We start from the raw sequence: 19,054 nt of genomic DNA, 5'->3' as shown, positions 1-19,054 counted from the left end.
CGTCGGTCGGCCGCTGCGTGACCTGCGCACGCCGGACACTGCACAGCACGTTGGCCGCCATCGGCCGCCGTGGACCGATCCACGTTCCCAGGGGCCTTGTCGAATGCACACACCGCATCCCACGCAGGACATCGTTCCCGCGTTCCTGCAGGCCATGCACGCGCACGGCATCGTGCCGGACGCGCGCGGCCGCGACGCGCTCAACGCCGATGGCACGCTGGTGCGCTTCCATGTGGAAGGCGACCGTCGTGGCACGCGCAATGGTTGGGCGGTGTTGTTTGGAGACCACGTGCCGGCCGGCGAGTTCGGCAGCTGGCGGACCGGCACCCGCCATGCTTGGTGCGCGAAATCGCCGACCGCGTTGAGCGCCGCCGAGCAGCGTGCCATCAGGCAACGCCAGGAGGCGGCCCGCAGCGAGCGCGAACGGCATCAGCGCGAACGCGAGGACGCCGCCGCCAAGGCGGCCAACGTGCTGTGGAACCGTGCCATTCCTGCCGATGCCCACCACCCGTATCTCGTACGCAAGGGCATCCACGCACATGGCCTGCGTGTGGCGCCATGGCCGGTGCGCAACAGCGATGGCCTTGTCTTCCGCCACATCGACAGCGCCCTGCTGGTACCGGTGATGAACAGCGCGGGCCGTATCGTCTCGTTGCAGGCGATCTTTCCCCGCGTGGATCCAGCACTTGGCCGCGACAAGGACTTCCTTTCCGGTGGCCGCAAGCAGGGCTGCTTCCATGTCATCGGCAAGCCGGTTACCGGCCAGCCGATCGCCATTGCAGAGGGCTATGCCACCGCCGGATCCATCCACCAGGCCACGGGCTGGTGCGTGGTGGTGGCCTGGGATGCAGGCAACCTTGGCGCGGTCGCCCGAGCCTGGCGCGGCGCCATGCCGGACGCGTCATTCGTGCTGTGTGCCGACAACGATCAGTGGACGCGGCAGCCGCTGGACAACCCTGGCGTCACCCTGGCCACGCAGGCTGCCGCGGACATCGATGCCCGCGTGGTCTGGCCCGAGTTCGCCGCGCTGCATGGCGACGATGACCGCCCTACCGACTTCAACGACCTGCATCTGCGCGAGGGGCTGGACACCGTGCGTGCCCAGTTGTTGCCCCCCATGCCGCCGGCAGGGGGCGACGACGTGGCGCTGGACGATGCGCCGTCATCGGCCAGCGCGCGCTACCAGGTGCCGGGCAACCTGTCCGCATTCGATGCCTTCACCCCGTTTCCCGATACCAACGCGCGCGGGCGGCCGTTGCCAACCGCCCGCAACCTGGCCGAGCTGTGCCGTCGTACCGGTGTGACCGTGCGCTACAACGTCATCCGCAAGGATCTGGAGATTCTGGTCCCTGGGCTGCAGACGACCGTGGACAACGCCAAGGAGGTCGCGGCGGGCGAAGTGATGGATTGCATGCACCGCGCTGGCATGGCCACCGCCAGCTTCGAGACCAACCTGTGCCAGGTGGCCGAGGCCAATCCCTACAACCCGGTCGCCAGCTGGATCACCTCACGGCCGTGGGATGGCCAGTCCCGCCTGCAGGCGTTCTTCGATACCGTGCAGGAAGCCAAGCCCACGCACATGGCCGACGGCCGCGTGCTGAAGGAAGTCCTGATGCGGCGCTGGCTGATCTCCGGCGTGGCCGCGGCGTTTGAGCCCGATGGCGTGGTCGCGCGCGGCGTGCTGACGTTCGTCTCGAAACAGAACCTGGGCAAGACACGCTGGGCGCGGCAGCTGGCGCCGGTAGAGCTGCAACTGATCGCCGACGGGGTGGTGCTGGATCCGGCCAACAAGGACAGCGTCAAGCAGGTCATCTCCAGATGGATCGTCGAGCTGGGCGAAGTCGATGCCACCTTCCGCCGTACCGATATCGCGGCACTGAAATCATTCATCTCGCGCAGCCATGACGAGATCCGTCGCCCCTACGCGCGCACCGAATCCCGCTATGCGCGGCGCACCATCCTGTTTGCCAGTGTCAACGACGAACGCTTCCTCCGCGATGCCACCGGCAACACCCGCTGGTGGACCGTGCACGCCGTGGCGCTGGGCGAACCGGCGCGGATCGACATGCAGCAGGTCTGGGCTGAGGCCCATGCGTTGTACTGCAGTGGCGAGACCTGGCACTTGAGTGCCGAGGAACTGGATGCGCTCAATGCCACCAACAGCGAACACGAGCCCATCTCGCCGATCGCCGAACTGATCGATCGCCATTTCGACTGGTCGCTCCCTGCCGAACACTGGAGCGCGCATTACCGCGCCACAGAGATCGTCATCGCGGTGGGCATCGACAAGCCCAACCGTCGCGAGGTGAACGAGGCGGCCGCCTACGTGGTCAAACGCCATGGCGTACGCACCCGCGTGGTGGGCAAGGAACGCGCCAAAGTCTGGCTGATGCCAGAGCGCAGACGCACTCTCGCCGAGCATGCGGCAGGCCCGTTCTAGATGCCACGCATCCATGATGGTCGCGACGTTGACAGCAGCAGCGGCGACTGGCGCCTGCACTGCGAAGCACGTCGCCTGCTGCAACTGGACGGCTACCGGCGCATGGGCACCGACGGGCGCTGGACGACGGTCAGTCCGCGCCGGCACCGCCAACAGTATCTCGAGGGAGTCCTGGCCGCACGCGGCCCGGTTGAGCGTGAGCGTCTGGCAGCAGCGGCATTGCGGCTGTGGATCGCCAGCCCGCCCGCCCAACCGCACCATGACGCAAGTAGATGAAAGGTGTTGACTAGGAGCATCTGCAGGGGCAAGATGCAGGTATCGGCCCGCCACCTTTCAGGAGCGCTTCCGCCATGCCCCGTCCCCGACTGCATGCCTTCGAAGGTGAGCAGCTGACCGTGCAGCAGATCCACCAGCGGGTACCGGTGCTGTCGGAGCGGACCATCCGCGACCACCTTGCTGCCGGCCGGCGTACCCGCACCGCCATGTTGTGCTTTGACCCGATCGCCGCAGCGGCCCGGGGAGGGCGCATCACCCAGCGCATCCTCCGCGCCCGCAGCGTCGTCGGTCGCGATTCCTGATCCTCCGGCACCTGCCGCATTTCTCCAGGAGTAGATTCCGCATGATTCCCGCCTCCCTCGACAGCGGTCATCGCCTGATTGCCGACACACTGGCCGCGTTCCGTGCCGGCCCTGGACTGGGCAGCGTTGCCCTGCGGCCGGCGCCACGCTCTCGTGTGCCGCTCTACATCGGCATCGCCGGCAGCAAGCGCTCGGGCAAGGACACACTCGCCAATGGACTGGCGTCGGCGTTGTCACTGCCGTGCGACAGCTTCGCGGGCCCACTGCGGCACTTGGTCGCCTCCCTCCTCGGGCTCTCCCTGCACGAACTGGACAGCCGCAAGGAGGACGCCATCGACTGGCTGGCCGAACTCACCCCGCGCCACCTGATGCAGACCGCCGGTACCGAGTGGGGGCGTGACCGCGTCCATCCCGAGCTGTGGGTACGCTCGCTGTTCGCACGCCTGCCCGAGGGCGGGCTGGTACCCGACGTCCGCTTCGCCAATGAGGCCCGCGCGATCCGGCGTCGTGGTGGTGTCGTGATCCGCGTCAATCGCCCAGGCCATCGCAGCAGCGACCCTCATGCCAGCGAGCAGCCGCTGCCGCATGAGCTGGTCGACATCGAAGTCGACAATGACAGCACCGCGGCCGATCTGGTCCGCAGATCGCTGGACCAGCTGCGTTCGCGCGGTGTGATCTGATCCGGAATGCCGGCCCGCCATCCGGTCCATCCCCCGAACCCAGCGCAGGCCCCGACCCATCATCGGCGAAAATGATGTAAGGTCATCCCCCATCACCGACGACACCTGTCGTCACCCTGCATCCCCAACCCATTTCGCAAAGAGGAAACGCCATGGAGGTCGAACAGTTCACGTCGACGCGCCTGAAGGCCATCGAGTTGTTCAAGTCCCAGCCCAAGGGCAGCAAGGACACCGTGAGCCTGGATGCGATCTTCATCTCGCTGTGCACGCTGGCCACTGCCCGGGCAGGCGCTGGCAGCGCCCAGCAGGCGCGTACCGTGGCCCGCCCGGGCAACCAGCAGCCGCCCGCGCCATGGTTCGTCGAAACCCTTGCGGCCCTGAAGGGCAAGGGCGAGTCGATCACCGTGGCGCGCTTCCTGATGTTCGCCAACCGCTTCCCGGTCAAGCGCATGGACCAGGTCAACGCGGCACGCTGGCTGCGCGACGCCGGGTACATCCCCCGCAAGACCGGCGGCAACCTGGTGTTCGATCTTTGATCCAGCGCCCCCTGCAGTCCTGAAGCCCCGGCATCGTCCGGGGCTTTTTCGTTTCCGGCCAGTACACGGCGCATGAGGCTGTGTGGCAGGTGGCCGTCCTCACCCTGCACCTGCCCCATCCCCTTGATCTGCCTCTGTTCCTGCCAGGTGAGGACAACGAGTACGGATGTACAGGAAAACACCAGCGGCCAGAGCAAGCGGATTCGGCTCACTGCAAGCAGGCGTGTCGTGCTCCTCCCCCCTCCTCACGCACGACTGAACGTCTTCAGCGCACCGATATAAAAGTAGATGAAAGGTGTTGACTGGTCATGCGGGATGGCAACAGTGGAGATCAATGCCATTGAAGACATCCTCCATGAACGCCCTGCCCGACAGCATCCAGACCCTGGCCGAGGTCATCGGCGAATCCGCAGCCCTCACGCTGGTGCGTGCCTGGCCGCCGACCACCTCCAGCACCACCGGCCGTCACCGCGTCATCGTCTACGTCCCCTCCACCCTGCCCGACCAGCACCGGCTGATCGACATCCTTGGCCACGACGTCGCCCAGCGGCTGGTCGCGCACTTCGGCGGCGAACTGTTGTTCCTGGCATCCTGCTTCGCTGCCGGCGCGCACGAACGCCGTGAACAGATTGCCCGCGCGGTCGCCAGCGGCATGCCACGCGACCATGTTGCGCGTGAGTTCGGCGTCTCACAGACCACCATCAAGCGCGCCCTGCGCGGTGCGCGCATCGCGTTGCCACCGGCTGTCCACCCGGCCCTGCTCAAGGGATACGCACGCGCATGAACGAGAGCGACCTGCTGGCCGGCGTGCCGGATTGGGCCAAGTACCTGGGCGGGACCTCGGGCGTGCTGATCGCGGTGTCGCTGTGGCTGCGCCAGTGGTTGTCGTCGGCCAAGGTCGACCGCACCGCCGATGAAGCCACCAGCAACACCCTGCGCACCCTGCAGGAACAGCTCGCGGCCGAACGTACACGCGCTGATGGGCTGATGCACGAGCGCGAGGCAATGGCCCAGGAGATCGGGCAGCTGCGCGGTGAAGTCAGCGCCCTGCGTGCACAGATCGCCCAGCAGAGCGTACAGATAGACGCCCTGCTGGCCCTGGTGCGCAAGCAGCCGGGGGCCGCCGCATGACCGCCGCTGCAGCCAGCGCCCTCGGTGGCACCAACGTTGCTGCGTTCCTGGACATGCTGGCGGTGTCCGAAGGCACCGATATACCCAGCCAGCGTTCGCGTGACCGCGGCTACGACGTCATCGTCGGTGGCCAGCTGTTCACCGACTACCGCGACCATCCCCGCGTGCTGGTGTCGCTGCCGCGCTACGGCATCAAATCCAGCGCCGCCGGCCGCTACCAGTTCCTGCGCAGCACCTGGGACGACCTGCGCGCGCGACTGGGCCTGCCTGACTTCGGGCCAGTCTCCCAGGACCGTGCAGCAGTCGCCCTGCTGAAACAGTGCGGTGCCTACGAGCTGATCCGGCTGGGACGCTTCGATGCCGCCGTCACCGCGGCCCGGCGCATCTGGGCATCGCTGCCGGGCGCCGGCTACGGCCAGAAGGAGCACGCACTGGAAACACTGCGCGCGGCGTACCGTGCCGCCGGCGGAGCCCTGCAGTGACGCCCGCGGGACTGAGGTTGGGCATCGGGTTGCTGGTCCTTGCCGGTAGCCACGCGAGCTGCGCCTGGCTGGGATGGACCCTGCGCGACCGCACTGCGGACCTTGCCGTTGCCACCACCCGGGCAGCGCAGCAGGAGGCCCGCACCGATGCAGTCCAGCGCGCGCACCAGCAGGCCCTCGCCAACAGCGCCGCAGGCGCGCAGGCCGAATCACAGCGCCTGGCCCACCAGGCCCGGCACACCGAACAGTTCAACACCCTGCAACGGGACATCGAGACCCATGCCAAGACTCCTGGTCGTGATCGCGGCGACGCTGACGCTGAGTTCGTGCGCATCTGGCGCGAGGCCAACGCCGGCCACGCCCTGCCGCGCTGACCTCAGCATCGCACCTGCCCAGCTGCTTCCCCCACCCCGCCTGCCGGACCTGCACGCAGCCAGCGATGACGCGCTGCTGCGCAATCACGTTGCGGTCGCACAGCAGTACCACGCGCTGGCCGACCAGCTGAGTGCGCTGCTGTGCAGCCTCGGCAGCCAGCGCGGCGTCACCATCAATGGCGCCGCGCCGGCAGCACCCGCCGACTGCGGCAGCAGTGCCACTCCCACGCACTGAGCCTTCCGGACAAGGCCACGCCTGCAATGCCGCCTCACTGCGGTGATGGCAACACTGGCTGCAGACCGTGCGCGCCTTGCAGCGCTACGTCCCTCCTTCCTTCCCTGCATGAGCTGACATGGCGAACGATTCCTTCCCTCCCACGCTCGATCCGCTGATTGCCGCGATCGAAGCCGCTATCCGCGCACGCTTTCCGGGGTTTGCAAGCGTCGAGTTCCATCGCGAGGCCAACGCTGAGGGGATGCCCCTGCCGGCCTGTCTGCTGGCGATGACCCGCTGTGACCGCAGCAGGGACAACAATGATGGCAGTGGCCTGCTGCAGGCCACGCTTCGCTTCGAAGCGCGCATTGCGCTGCCGGCGACCGATGCAACCACAGCGCTGCAGCTGCGCAACGCGGCCCTCGCCCTGGCGACCTGGCTGCACCAGCTCGGCCGCTTCCCCGGCGTTGCCAGCGGTGCGATCGATGTGATTGCAGCATTGCCGGAAGACCCCGCGGCGGCACAGCCGGGCCTGCGCACCTGGATCGTCGAGTGGTCACTGCCGGTCGCGCTGGGCGACAACCCTTGGGACGACGCTGGCGGCGTGGTGCCGCAGGCGTGCTACAGCTTCGCGCCGGAGATCGGCCGCGTCCATGAGTCCCGCTACCAGCCATTGCCGGAGCGCGCACCATGAGCGCCGAACACGCGCGGTTGATCGGCAACCTGCTGATGATCGGTGTGGTACGCGAACTGGACGAGGCAAACGGACGCGTTCGCGTCGATGCCGACGGCATGCTTACCGACTGGATTCCCTGGCTGGAGCGCCGCGCCGGACCGGGCATGCGCAGCTGGTGCGCACCCGAACCCGGCGAGCAGGTCGTACTGGCGTGCCCCTATGGCGACCCGGGCCAGGCGCTGGTACTCGGCAGCCTGTACCAGGACCGCTTTCCGCCGCCGGCCGACTCGCGCCTGCGGCAGCGCACCGAGTTCGCCGACGGCAGCAGCGTCGAGTACGACCAGGAAACCACCACGCTCAACGTCCATGTCGGCAGCGGCAAGGTCATCGTCACCTGCGCGAATGCACAGGTGATCGCCAGCGAATCGATCGTGCTCGATACACCCTCGATCAAGGCCACCGGCGATCTGGATGTCAGCGGCGCGATCAGCGCCGGCAAGGACATCAGCACACCGGGCGAGGTCAAGGCCGGTGCCATCGGCCTGAAGGCACACACGCACACCGCACAGGGCCCAACCGCCCCGACCACGCCGGCCCAGGCCTGAGCGGCCACGCCTGCAATGCCCTGAAAAACCGCACTCCACGACGATAGAGGCCATGCGAGGAATCGACGCCAACACCGGCAAATCACTGGATGGGCTCGCCCATCTGCACCAGTCCGTGCGTGACATTCTCACCACGCCCCTTGGCTCCCGCGTACTGCGCCGCGAATACGGTTCACGCGTATTCGAACTGATCGATGCGCCGACCAACCGCTCGCTGCGCATGGACCTGATCGCGGCCACCGTCGACGCGCTGGCGCGATGGGAACCGCGTCTCCACGTCGAGAACGTCGACGTCTCCCTCCCCGCCCCCGGCGTGATGATCCTGGCAGTGACCGGGATCCACCTGCCGGACGGCGAGGCCATCACCATCGAAGGAATCGAGGTTCGCTAACCGTGGCATCCGGCTCGTTCACCAGTGTCAATCTGTCCCAGCTGCCTGCACCGGCGGTCATCGAAGTGCTCGATTTCGAAGCCATGTTCGATGAATCGCTGACCGCACTGCAGGCCCTGGATCCCACCTTCGACGCGCTGCTGCCGTCGGACCCGGCCTTCAAGATCCTGGAGGTCTGCACCTACCTGCGCCTGCTCGATCGCCAGCGTGTCAACGACGCCGCGCGTGGCGTGATGCTGGCCTATGCCGGTGGCAGCGACCTGGACCACCTCGCCGCGATCTTCGGCGTCGCCCGCCAGGTGCTCGACCCGGGCAGGCCGCAGGAAGGCATTCCACCGCGATATGAGAGCGATGAGGACTTCCGCCGCCGCATCCAGCTGGGCCCGGAAGGGTTCAGCGTGGCGGGGCCGGAAGGTGCCTATGTATTCCATGCGCTGAGCGCCGACCCGCGCGTGCTCGACGCCAGTGCGACCAGTCCCGCCCCCGGCGAAGTGGTGGTCTCGGTGCTGTCGCGCGAAGCGGATGGAACCGCCACCCAGGGGCTGCTGGACATCGTCGAGGCGAAGCTGAGCGCCGATGACGTGCGACCGCTGACCGACCACGTGCTGGTGAAGCCGGCCACGATCGTCACCTACTCGGTCGACGCCACGCTGTTCACCTTTGCTGGCCCGGATTCGCAGGTCGTGCTTGCCGAAGCGCGCACCCGCCTGGACCGCTACATCAGCGAGTCACATCGCCTCGGCCGCGATGTCACCCGTTCGGGGTTGTTCGCCGCATTGCATGCCGAGGGCGTGCAGCGCGTGGAGATCGTCCATCCGGCTGCAGATGTGGTGGTGGACCGAACCCAGGCCACCCACTGCGCCGGCGTGACTCTGACCCACGGCGGCACCGATGAATGAGCCGAGCACGCGCCTGATCAACGCGCGGCTGCGCGGCGCGATCGATGGCCGCAACCGCACCTTCCGCCACCCCGGCGGCGCGCTGGCGAGCCTGCAGGCGGTGTACCGCACCGATGCACGGGGGCGGCAGCCGCTGCAGGGCAGCGTCATCGAGGGCAGCAGGGTCACCCTGGCCGCTGCACCGGCGCCCGGCGAGGTCATCGATGGTGACGCCCAGGTGGTGGTGCCCTCGGCGGCGAACCTGCTGCCCGCCAACGCCACCCATGCCGAGCGCGCGCTTGCCCGCGCCATCGTTGCACGTCCGTTGCCGGTGGACATCACCGCGCTGTGGGATGCCGACCGCTGTCCGACCGCACTGCTGCCCTGGCTGGCCTGGGCGCTGTCGGTGGACGAATGGAAGGCCTACTGGCCCGAAGCCGTGAAGCGCGCCCGGGTGCGTACGGCCATCGCTATCCAGCGTCGCAAGGGCACCGCCGGCAGCGTGCGCGACGTGGTGGCCGCCTTCGGTGGATCGGTGCTGATCCGCGAGTGGTGGCAGCTGCAGCCCAGGGGCGCGCCGCACACCTTCGAAGCGGTGATGACCATCGCCAACCAGGATGGCCAGTCTGCCACGGCGATGTTCGTGGAGGACGTCATCGGCGAAATCACCCGGACCAAGCCGGTGCGCTCGCACTTCACCTTTACCCAGGGCATGCAGGCCGACGCCGCCGTCGGCGCACTTGCAGCCGCCCACGCCACGGCCTTCCGCCGCCTTCAACTGATCGGAGAGTAACCCCCGCATGCGCCTGAAAATCACCGATGCCGGCTTCGCCAAGCTGGTCAATCCGCCGAACACCGGCACCAACGCCGTCCTGATCACCCAGATCGGCCTGACCTCGACTGCCTTCGTGCCGTCGGCGGGGCTCACCGCACTGCCCGGCGAGATCAAGCGCGTCGCCACCTTCGGCGGCCAGGCCGTGGGCGATGACACCGTGCACGTCACCATCCGCGATGACAGCGCCACCTCCTACACGCTGCGCGGTTTCGGCCTGTACCTGGCCGACGGCACCCTGTTTGCCAGCTACGGCCAGGCCGATCCGATCATGGAGAAGTCGGCCGCATCGATGCTGCTACTGGCCACCGATACCCGCTTCAGCGGGATCGACACGACGCAGATTCAGTTCGGCGATGCCGGCTTTCTCTATCCACCGGCCACCACCGAGGTCGTCGGCGTGGTCGAGCTGGCCACCAGCACCGAAGTCGAAGATGCGACCGACACCCAGCGCGTGGTGACCCCGCGTGGCGTGCGTGCGTACACCGACAAGCGCTTCGGCGCCAGCGCCCCGACCGCGCTGGCGAAGACGCTGCTGTCTGCGGCGAACACCGCGGCGGCGCGCACTGCGCTGGAACTGAAGAGCGCCGCGCTGAAGGACACCGGGCATGGCAACGGCCTGGACGCCGACACCCTGGACGGCAAGCACGCCTCCGAGTTCGCCCTGGCCGGTGACTTCGCCACCGTGGGCCACAAGCATGTGATTGCCGATGTGACCGGGCTGCAGTCGGCACTGGATGGCAAGGCGTCCAGGAGCGGCAACACGTTCACCGACCAGCAGTTCATCAGCGGCACGTATCCGTTGCTGGGCTTCGGTGCCGCCGGTGCCGAGCAGTCCTTCATTGGCGGCTGGGCAAATTCCAGCCTGTGGCGCGTATGGAGCGCGGACCGCAGTGCCAGCAGCGAAATCACCATCAAGCATGGCGACACGCCGCGCTGGAACGGCTCGGCGATGTGGCATGCCGGGAACTTCGCGCCTGAAGCGAAGATGGACAAGACCGGCGGCACCTTCAGTGGCACCGTCACCATTTCCAACAACTCCCTGCGCCTGTCCGGCTGGGGCAGTACCGCGACCGATGGTGTCGTCTACTTCGGCACGGGTGACAGCTATCTCTTCAAGTCCGGATCCACGTTCACTTTCCGCAATCTGGAAGGGGCGTACACCGCTACGCTCAATGCAGGCGGAACTGTCTGGACCAGCGGCAATTTCGATCCAAGCAAGAAGCTCAGTATCACCGGCGGAGACCTGACCGGTCCGCTTCGGATGCGAGGCAATGCCGCAGGTCGTATCGCGCTCTATGACGACAACCTGGATGTCGCCAACCTCGAGATCGGTGCCGGTCTCAACACCGGCACCGACCGCAATGGCTTTCTGGTCAACCGAAATGCGAACGGCTCGCTTGCACTGCTTGGAGGCAACGGAAAAGCCAAGGTAACCGTGGATGGCGGCGTCGGGTACACCGTGCTTGCCTCCCCACCGCTCGGGACCGGATTGTGGAACAGCCAGACCGCCCTGCACTGCGTTATTCCACACGGCGGCAATGCAGACGGCATGAAGGCAACGCTGCTACGGACCGTAAATGGTGCAAATGGATGGTCCTCCGCGCGGTGGCGTCTGTACCGTGAGGTCGACGCTACGACGCAGGGCTACATCGACTTCCACGGTGACAGCACCGACGGCGACCGGGTCTTCACGTTCGCGGGTTATGGGCAGTCCTTCTGGCTTTCGAAGACAGGTGTCGTGGAAGCTCCCGCGGGGTTCAACCGCCCTTCGTCGCGCAAGCTCAAGTCGGACCATCCGTTGACACCACTGAGCTATGGCCTGGCGGAAATCGAAAAGATTGAGACCTATTTTGGCCAGTACAACTCCGATTTTGTAAACGATGAGCGACGCCGACTCTTCATGATTGCAGAGCAGCTCTCCGAAATCGTACCCGAAGCAGTCTTCGAGAATGCCGTCGACTACCGCGGTGAGAAAGTGCCGTCGATCCAGGAGTCGCAGCTGATTCCTGTCTTGGTTCGCGCCATCCAGGAACTGGCTGCGGAGATCAGGTCGCTAAAGGGAGGGAACTGACATGCCTTCAGGCTATGCCTCTGGTGGAGTCGACTTTGACGATCTGTTCGATCCCTACGCCGAGGGTCCGTTTGCTGCGGACTGCGGCTCCATGTTGGCGGGCGGCGACCTGAGCCGCCGCTATGCCCACATCCAGTACGGCAGCAAGCGTGCCGACGTAGGCCATCGCATCAACGGAATGGACGTGTCCAACCTGTGGGCGGCCCGGGGCACCGCAAGCTACCGGCTGCCCTTCCACGGCAAGGACTACTCAGCCGGCAATGGCGCCAAAACAAACTCATTCGGCGATGTCACGGCGTCGGTGCAGATCAGCCTGCTATCCGACGGCAACTTCACCGTCCACAGCAACAGTTACGGCGGTGGCAACGATGCCACCGCCCAGGTGGATTCCGGTCGCTGGGCACCGGCGGGTGCAAACCCCGGCCAGTACGAAGTGCAGTTCACGGCCAGCAACACAGGGGCTGCTTCGTTCAGCACAAGCGCACCGTCATTCTCCTCACTTGCGACATCGCGCTCGGCAACCGTATCCATCAGCATTCCTGCGGCATCTTCCATGTACGAGAGCATCACGGTTGAGATAGCCGTTCATCTCCGTCGTTCCGGCAGCCCCGCTCAGGTTTCAACCGTATACGCCAACGTCGCCGTTTCGGGCTGGTACTGATTGCGCATCGGGCCACCGCTGCAATTATCGCGACCGCCACATTCTCCGAACATTACCCCGTCGCCTGCACAAGCCGGCACACACCCACACCGAGGAAGAACCCCGAATGACCGAATTTCTCCATGGCGTACAGGTCGTCAACATCGATACCGGTGCCCGATCGATTGCCATCGCCTCCAGCAGCGTGATCGGCATCGTCGGCACCGCACCGCTGGCCGACACCGAAGCGTTCCCCGTCAACACGCCCGTGCTGGTGACCTCGCCGTCGCAGGCCGCCAAGCTGTCGGCGACCACCGGCACCGATGTCGGCACCCTGCCCGGTGCGCTCGACACGATCTTCGACCAGTCCAGTGCCGTCGTCGTCGTCGTCCGCGTCGAGAAGGGTGCCAATGAAAGCGCCACCCTGGCCAACGTGCTGGGCGGCGTGAACGCCCAGACCGGCGCCTACGAAGGCGTGCATGCGCTGCTGGCCGCCAAGTCCATCGTCGGCGTCAAGCCGCGCATCCTGGTCGCACCAGGCTTCACCCATGTGCACCCAGCCGATCCGGCCAAGCCGGAGGCCGTGCTGGCTAACCCGGTCGTGGCCGAGCTGCTTGGCATCGCCGACAAGCTGCGCGCGGTCATCATCAAGGACGGCCCGAACAGCAACGACGACGCTGCCAAGTCCACCGCCGCCCTGACCGGCTCCAAGCGCGTCTACGTGGTCGACCCCGCGCTGCTGGTGCAGTCCGGTGATGCCATCGTCACCCGCCATGCCTCCGGTGCCGTGGCCGGTGCCATCGCCCGCAGCGACAACGAGCGCGGCTGGTGGGCGTCGCCGTCGAACCTGGAACTCAACGGCGTGGTCGGTACCGCGCGTGCGATCGACTTCGGCCTGTCCGATGCCACCAGCCGCGCCAACCTGCTGAACCAGGCCAACGTGGCCACGGTCATCCGCGAAGGGGGCTTCCGCCTGTGGGGCAACCGCACCACCAGCATCGATCCGAAGTGGCAGTTCCTGTGCGTGGTGCGCACCGCCGACATCATCGCCGACAGCCTGGAAGCCGCCCACCTGTGGGCCGTCGACCGCGGCATCAGCAAGACCTACGTCGATGACGTGCGCGAGGGCGTCAATGCCTTCCTGCGCGGCCTGAAGACCCAGGGCGCGATCCTCGGCGGCAACTGCTGGATCGACCCGGAACTGAACGCAGCGGACAGCGTGGCCCAGGGCCGCTTCTACTGGGACTTCGACTTCACTCCGACCTACCCGGGTGAGCAGCTGACCTTCCGCATGCACATGAACAACAACTACGTCTCGGAGATCTTCTAAGCATGGCGCGCAACGTCCGAAAGAACTTCAACTTCTACGTCGACGGCAAGGGCTATGCCGGCAACGTCGAATCCTTCACCGCTCCGAAGCTGACGCTGAAGACCGAGGATTTCCAGGCGGGTGGCATGTTCGCCCCGACCGAAATCACCCTGGGCCACGAGAAGCTTGAAGCCGAGGCTGTCCTCATCGCCGATGACCCGGACATCATGGGCAAGTTCCATGTGGTGGAAAGCAAGGAGTACTCCTTCACCGCACGCGAGGCGCTGGAGTCCAGCGACGGCAGCATCACCGCCGTGGTCCACAACATGCGCGGCAAGGTCAAGGCCATTGATCGTGGCGAGTCCAAGTCCGGCGAGAAGGGCACGGTGAAGATCTCGCTCGCACTGAGCTACTACAAGCTCACCCACGGACCGCTGGTCGTCCAGGAGCTGGACGTGGTCAACATGATCGCCAAGCAGAACGGCGTGGACATGCTGGCCGGCCTGCGCAGCGCCCTGGGCATCTGACCCCGCACGCGTCTCCACAGCACCGGGGGCGCCTCGCGCCCCCGCCTTCATCGCGCTCCCTCGATTTCCAGGAACACATCCATGTCCAGCAAGACCAAGACCACCAACGACCACGTCATCGAACGCGATGGCTATGCCGAAGTCACCCTCACCCGCCCGCGCCAGGTCAATGGCGTGGAAACCGCCGTACTGCGCATGCGCGAACCCACCGTGGAAGACATGGAGCGGTTCCAGGATGACAAGGGCAGCGATGCACAGCGTGAAGTGCGGATGATCGCCAACCTGTGCGAGATCCCGCCGGACGACCTGCGCAAGCTGCCGCTGCGCGATTACGCCCGCCTGCAGTCGGGAGTCGCGCTTTTTACCACCTGACCCTGCCACAGATCAGGCAGGGAGTGCTTGCTCTGGCCGGTCATACCGGCTGGGGCCTGCGCGAAATCATGACACTGCGGGTGTCGAAGTTCATCTGGTGGATTCAGGGATTGCCGGTACATGGCCAGTAACGTTCAAACGACAACGATCACGATCGGCGGTGAGGTGTCCAAGTCGCTGAAGGACGCATTGTCCTTCGCCAATGATGGCGTGAAGCGCCTCGGCAATGAAGCCGGCAAGCTGGAGCTCAAGCTCGCCGCGATGAAGAAGTCGGGCACCGCATACACCCGCATGCGCGCGCAGGCCGATGCGCTGCGCGCCTCACAGGAAGCGCTGGAGCGTGTCGAAGCCAAGCGCACCGCCAACCTGGAGAAGCGCGAGAAACTCGGCGCCTCGTTCAAGGCAGCGCGCGGCACACTCGGCACCGCCGTCACCGCACTGGCCAAGCCGGTCGAGAACGCCTCCGGCTTCGCCCGCCAGAACCAGCAGATCGGCGTGGCAGCCAACCTCAGCCGCGCGCAGGTGAGTGCGCTCGGCCAGGCGATCCTGCAGCAATCGCGTGCAACCAACCAGGGCGCCGACGATCTGCAGCGGTCGATCAAGCTGATGGTCGCGGCCGGCATGGACGCACAGTCCGCGCAGGCCAGCCTCGGCGCCGTTGGACGGACCACCACCGTCACCGGTGCCAGCATCGATGATGTGGCCCAAGCTGCGGCCGCCCTGCAGCAGTCGTTCGATATCGATCCCTCGCGCATGCAGAACGCGCTGGACGTGCTGGTGGTGAACAGCCAGCAGGGCAGCCTGGGCCTGAAGGACATGGCCCAGGTGCTGCCGGTGCTGGGTTCCTCGTTCGAGGCGATGAAGCTGCAGGGCACATCGGCGGCGGCTACGCTGGGTGCGGCACTGGAAGCCACGCTGGACTCGGCAGGTGGCGCCGACAAGGCCGCCAGCAACATGAAGAGCTTCATGTCCGAGGTGCTCTCGCCGGACATTCAGGAGAAGGCCAAGAAGAGCCTGAACCTGGATCTGCGCAAGATCATCGGCGATGCACAGACCAGCGGCGGCAATCCCTTCGATGCTGCGATGCAGGGGATCATCCAGGCGACTGCGGGCGACCAGAAGAAGATCGGCACCCTGTTCAGCGATGCACAGGCGAAGAACTTCGTCCAGCCCATGATCGAGAACTGGGACACCTACATCCGTGTCCGCGACAAGGCCTTGAATGGATCGGCGGGTACCACCGATGCGGCCTATGCCGACGCGATGCAGACCGATCCGCAGAAGATCGAAGGCGCCAAGATCGCCGTGGACAACCTGTCCAAGGCGTTCGGTGCGGCGCTGCTGCCCGCGGTGGGCGAGGCCGCGGTCAAGCTGACCGAGCTGTTGAACGGGGTTACCTCGTTCGTGCAGGAAAACCCGAAGCTGATCGCCAACACCACGCAGATCGTGGTCGGCATGCTGGGCATGCGCGCGGCGGTACTCGGCGCTCGCTATGCCTGGACCTTCCTGCAGGGCCCGGTCCTGGGCGTGCAGAAGGCCTTCCAGCTGTTCCGTGGCGGCAGCCTGCTGGCACAGCTGGGGCGCTTCGGGCCGATGGCCATGCGCCTGGCATCGGGTTTCCGCATCGTCGCAACTGCCATTGGTGCCATCGGCGGTGGCCCCATCGCCGTTGCGGTCGCCGCCATCACCGCCGGCGCCCTGCTGGTGCGCAAGTACTGGGAACCGATCAAGGCATTCCTGGGCGGCGTCTGGGAAGGCCTGAGCGGTGCAGGCACCGCAGCGATGGGTGAACTGATGCGCGCGGTTGAACCACTGCGCCCCGCCTGGGAAGTCATGAGCGGGCTGATCGGCCAGGCCTGGGACTGGCTGTCGAAGATGCTGGAGCCGGCGCAGTACACCGGCAATGAATTGTCACGCGTCGCCCAGATCGGCTCGCTGGTGGGTGAGGCGCTGCTGACCAACTTCCGGCTGGTGATCCAGGTCATCGGCGGCGTGGTGGGGGCGGTGGTGTGGCTGGGCGAGATGCTCGGCACCGTCGCCGGCTTCATCAACGAAACCCTTGGCAACATCTGGGAGTCGATCAGCCAGAAGGCGACCGCAGCGTTCGACCGCATCCTGGAAAAGCTCAAGCCAGTCATCGAAGGCGTCGGCTGGTTCATGGACAAGCTTGGTGGTCGCGTAGGGGCTGCCAACGACAAAGCGCTGGAGGTCGCCGAGGGCGGGCTGCAGACCGCAGTGGGCGCCGCCAACATCTACAGCGGCATGAAGGCGCGCGGCGGTGGTGGCATCGGCGACATGGCGCGCGTTGCGTACGCGGTCGGCACCAACGACAACGATGGCCTGAACCGCCGCATGGCCGAGCTGAGCGGCGCGCAGGGACGCCGTGCGCCGGACATGCCCTCGCCCACGATGCGCGCACCGACCACCGTGCAGCAGCAGCAGACCAACCACATCACCATCCACCAGCAGCCAGGCGAATCCAGCGAGGCGGTGGCGCGCCGCACCGCCGACGAGCTGCAGCGTCGCAACGCGGTTGCCGCCCGTGGTGGCCTTGCAGACAGGAACTGAGCATGAAACGCGAATTCGTAACCGGCACTGTGGACAAGCTGCTGTCGCAGTTCAAAGCCAATGACTCCGGCAACGCCCCGGTCCTGCTGATGCTGGGCGGCTTCAAGTTCAGCCTCAACACCGCGGTCTTCCGGGAGATCCAGCAATCCAACGAGTATCGCTGGCAGGCGCAGGACCGCATCGGCCAGATGGCGGCCCTGCAGTACACCGGACCGGGCTCAGCCAGCATGACCCTGCCGGGCGTCATCTACTACCAGTTCCGCGGCGCCGGCAACGAGCTCTCACAGCTGCGCAAGCTGGCCGCGCAGGGCACGCCTCATCGACTGCTGACCGGCAAAGGCGGCAACCTGGGCCTGTGGGTCATCGAGAAGATCGATGCCACCGCCAGCGAGTTCACCGCCGACAGCGCGATCCTGAAACAGGAATTCACCCTTTCACTGCGGAAGCACAGCAATGGCACGAACGTATAGCACCCGCGACGGCGACGTCGTAGACCGTATCGCGTACGCGCATTATGGCGAGCAGTCACCGGCCATCCTGCGCGCGGTGTTCGATGCCAACCCGGGCCTGGCCGCACGCGGCCCGGTACTGCCTGCCGGCGTAGCGATCACCCTGCCGGAGGTGCAGCGCCCGGCCAGCGAGCGCAAGGGAGTCGCCCTGTGGGATTGAACATCACACCGGCCTTCCGCGTGGTGGCCAACAGCCAGGACATCACCGACAAGATCATGGCGCGCTTCAAGTCGCTGCGCATCACCGACGAGACCGGCAACACGTCCGACACGCTGGAACTGCAGCTGGCCGACCACGATCCGTCCGATCCGATCCAGCTGCCACCGGTTGGCGCGGAACTGGAGGCCTTCATCGGCTATGACGGCGAAGTGCGGCGCGTAGGCCTGTACATCTGCGACGAGGTGGAGATCTCCGGCTTTCCCGGCAGCATGACGCTGCGCGCCCGGGCGGCACCGTTCGAGACCAGCAAGGGGGGCAAGAGCGACCTGCAGACGCAGAAGACACGCACCTGGAAGAAGGGCACCACGATCGGCGACATGGTGCGACGCATGGCCGGCGAGCATGGGCTGAACGCAGCGGTGAGCGCATCGCTGGCGTCCATCGTGCTGCCGCTGACGGTGCAGTCGCAGGAGTCGGACATGAACCTGCTGCTGCGCCTGGCCAAACAGCACGATGCCATCGCCAAGCCCGGAGGCGGGCGCCTGGTGTTCGTGAAGCGGGGCGAATCCACCAGCGCCAGCGGCGAGCGCATTCCCGATGTCACCCTCACCCCGGCCGATGGCAGCGACTACCGGGTAACCCTTGCCGCACGCGAAGATGCCGGTACCACCATTGCGTACTACCGCGACGTGCGCAGTGCCAAGCGCCAGGAAGTGAAGGTCGGCAGCGGTGAACCGATCATGCGCCTGCGCATGGCCTATGCCGACCGGGAGAGCGCAGAAGCGGCGGCGCGCGCCAAGCATCGCGAACAGGCACGGCAGACGCGGACGCTCAGCTACACCCTGCCCGGCCGCGAAACACTGATGGCCGAAGCCACCGTGGTGATGCAGGGGTTCCGCGAGGGCGTGGATGGCCAGTGGCTGGTCAAGCGTGCCGAGCACAGCATCGGCAGCGAGGGCTATGTCACCCGCATCGAATGCGAACAACCCAACAGCGCCGACGCAGTGAAAGCGGCCAGCAATGCCCCGGCCAGCGAAGGCGAACAGGTCGGCAGCGAGGTGTAGATTCACGCCATGCG

Annotated in this window: 23 protein-coding genes; all 23 read left to right on the top strand. The window is 66.4% G+C overall.

Features of this window, described 5'->3' with window-relative positions; all coding sequences use genetic code 11:
* Positions 1-103 precede the first annotated feature (103 nt).
* Positions 104-2,440, top strand: a complete 2,337-nt coding sequence (locus tag AC5P9L_RS07330; protein ID WP_227415260.1) for a VapE domain-containing protein — start codon at positions 104-106, stop codon at positions 2,438-2,440.
* The gene (locus AC5P9L_RS07325) at positions 2,441-2,716 is read left to right on the top strand and encodes a DUF7696 family protein (protein ID WP_227415259.1); all 276 of its coding nucleotides are present in this window, start codon (positions 2,441-2,443) and stop codon (positions 2,714-2,716) included.
* 74 nt (positions 2,717-2,790) lie between these two features.
* Positions 2,791-3,018 carry a hypothetical protein gene (locus AC5P9L_RS07320; RefSeq protein ID WP_005408341.1) on the top strand — a complete coding sequence of 76 codons (228 nt, stop codon included), beginning with the start codon at positions 2,791-2,793 and terminating at the stop codon, positions 3,016-3,018.
* 41 nt (positions 3,019-3,059) lie between these two features.
* A complete protein-coding gene (locus tag AC5P9L_RS07315; RefSeq protein ID WP_227415258.1) occupies positions 3,060-3,698 on the top strand; it encodes a deoxynucleotide monophosphate kinase family protein in 639 nt (212 codons plus the stop codon).
* A gap of 152 nt (positions 3,699-3,850) precedes the next feature.
* Positions 3,851-4,234 (top strand): hypothetical protein, encoded by a 384-nt coding sequence (locus tag AC5P9L_RS07310; RefSeq protein ID WP_005408339.1) that lies wholly within the window; start codon positions 3,851-3,853, stop codon positions 4,232-4,234.
* Positions 4,235-4,589: 355 nt separating this feature from the next.
* The gene (locus AC5P9L_RS07305; RefSeq protein WP_227415257.1) at positions 4,590-5,018 is read left to right on the top strand and encodes a helix-turn-helix domain-containing protein; all 429 of its coding nucleotides are present in this window, start codon (positions 4,590-4,592) and stop codon (positions 5,016-5,018) included.
* Positions 5,015-5,365, top strand: a complete 351-nt coding sequence (locus AC5P9L_RS07300; protein WP_043033662.1) for a hypothetical protein — start codon at positions 5,015-5,017, stop codon at positions 5,363-5,365. Before AC5P9L_RS07305 ends, AC5P9L_RS07300 begins: the two co-directional genes overlap by 4 nt.
* A complete protein-coding gene (locus AC5P9L_RS07295) occupies positions 5,362-5,847 on the top strand; it encodes a glycoside hydrolase family 24 protein (RefSeq protein WP_049459412.1) in 486 nt (161 codons plus the stop codon). The genes AC5P9L_RS07300 and AC5P9L_RS07295 overlap by 4 nt, the downstream gene beginning before the upstream one ends.
* Positions 5,844-6,221 carry a hypothetical protein gene (locus AC5P9L_RS07290; RefSeq protein ID WP_059033345.1) on the top strand — a complete coding sequence of 126 codons (378 nt, stop codon included), beginning with the start codon at positions 5,844-5,846 and terminating at the stop codon, positions 6,219-6,221. Before AC5P9L_RS07295 ends, AC5P9L_RS07290 begins: the two co-directional genes overlap by 4 nt.
* Positions 6,222-6,574: 353 nt before the next feature.
* A complete protein-coding gene (locus AC5P9L_RS07285) occupies positions 6,575-7,129 on the top strand; it encodes a hypothetical protein (RefSeq protein WP_005412464.1) in 555 nt (184 codons plus the stop codon).
* The gene (locus AC5P9L_RS07280; RefSeq protein ID WP_012479303.1) at positions 7,126-7,716 is read left to right on the top strand and encodes a phage baseplate assembly protein V; all 591 of its coding nucleotides are present in this window, start codon (positions 7,126-7,128) and stop codon (positions 7,714-7,716) included. Before AC5P9L_RS07285 ends, AC5P9L_RS07280 begins: the two co-directional genes overlap by 4 nt.
* Before the next feature lie 52 nt (positions 7,717-7,768).
* A complete protein-coding gene (locus AC5P9L_RS07275; RefSeq protein ID WP_005408332.1) occupies positions 7,769-8,107 on the top strand; it encodes a GPW/gp25 family protein in 339 nt (112 codons plus the stop codon).
* 2 nt (positions 8,108-8,109) lie between these two features.
* On the top strand, positions 8,110-9,006 hold the full coding sequence (locus AC5P9L_RS07270; RefSeq protein ID WP_005412462.1) for a baseplate assembly protein: 897 nt from the start codon (positions 8,110-8,112) through the stop codon (positions 9,004-9,006).
* Between the two features lie 223 nt (positions 9,007-9,229).
* Positions 9,230-9,778 carry a phage tail protein I gene (locus tag AC5P9L_RS07265; RefSeq protein ID WP_223846484.1) on the top strand — a complete coding sequence of 183 codons (549 nt, stop codon included), beginning with the start codon at positions 9,230-9,232 and terminating at the stop codon, positions 9,776-9,778.
* Positions 9,779-9,785: 7 nt separating this feature from the next.
* On the top strand, positions 9,786-11,891 hold the full coding sequence (locus AC5P9L_RS07260) for a tail fiber domain-containing protein (RefSeq protein WP_099474379.1): 2,106 nt from the start codon (positions 9,786-9,788) through the stop codon (positions 11,889-11,891).
* A gap of 1 nt (position 11,892) precedes the next feature.
* Positions 11,893-12,552, top strand: a complete 660-nt coding sequence (locus AC5P9L_RS07255) for a hypothetical protein (RefSeq protein ID WP_099474382.1) — start codon at positions 11,893-11,895, stop codon at positions 12,550-12,552.
* A 106-nt stretch (positions 12,553-12,658) separates the two neighbouring features.
* Positions 12,659-13,861 carry a phage tail sheath C-terminal domain-containing protein gene (locus AC5P9L_RS07250; RefSeq protein ID WP_279915586.1) on the top strand — a complete coding sequence of 401 codons (1,203 nt, stop codon included), beginning with the start codon at positions 12,659-12,661 and terminating at the stop codon, positions 13,859-13,861.
* A 2-nt stretch (positions 13,862-13,863) separates the two neighbouring features.
* Positions 13,864-14,367 carry a phage major tail tube protein gene (locus AC5P9L_RS07245; RefSeq protein ID WP_005408326.1) on the top strand — a complete coding sequence of 168 codons (504 nt, stop codon included), beginning with the start codon at positions 13,864-13,866 and terminating at the stop codon, positions 14,365-14,367.
* Between the two features lie 81 nt (positions 14,368-14,448).
* Entirely contained in the window at positions 14,449-14,739 is a 291-nt protein-coding gene (locus tag AC5P9L_RS07240; protein ID WP_005408325.1) for a phage tail assembly protein, read from the top strand.
* Positions 14,740-14,859: 120 nt separating this feature from the next.
* Positions 14,860-17,307: a phage tail tape measure protein gene (locus AC5P9L_RS07235; protein ID WP_279915588.1), complete on the top strand. Its 2,448-nt coding sequence runs from the start codon at positions 14,860-14,862 to the stop codon at positions 17,305-17,307.
* 2 nt (positions 17,308-17,309) lie between these two features.
* Positions 17,310-17,777, top strand: a complete 468-nt coding sequence (locus tag AC5P9L_RS07230; RefSeq protein WP_005408323.1) for a phage tail protein — start codon at positions 17,310-17,312, stop codon at positions 17,775-17,777.
* The gene (locus AC5P9L_RS07225; RefSeq protein ID WP_005408322.1) at positions 17,761-17,976 is read left to right on the top strand and encodes a tail protein X; all 216 of its coding nucleotides are present in this window, start codon (positions 17,761-17,763) and stop codon (positions 17,974-17,976) included. The genes AC5P9L_RS07230 and AC5P9L_RS07225 overlap by 17 nt, the downstream gene beginning before the upstream one ends.
* Positions 17,967-19,040: a phage late control D family protein gene (locus AC5P9L_RS07220; RefSeq protein ID WP_051187995.1), complete on the top strand. Its 1,074-nt coding sequence runs from the start codon at positions 17,967-17,969 to the stop codon at positions 19,038-19,040. Before AC5P9L_RS07225 ends, AC5P9L_RS07220 begins: the two co-directional genes overlap by 10 nt.
* The last annotated feature ends 14 nt before the right edge of the window (positions 19,041-19,054 follow it).

Source organism: Stenotrophomonas sp. YJH_SMC_64 (assembly GCF_059371375.1).
Note: the sequence above shows the minus strand (reverse complement) of the source record. Positions and strands in the feature narration are given on the sequence as shown.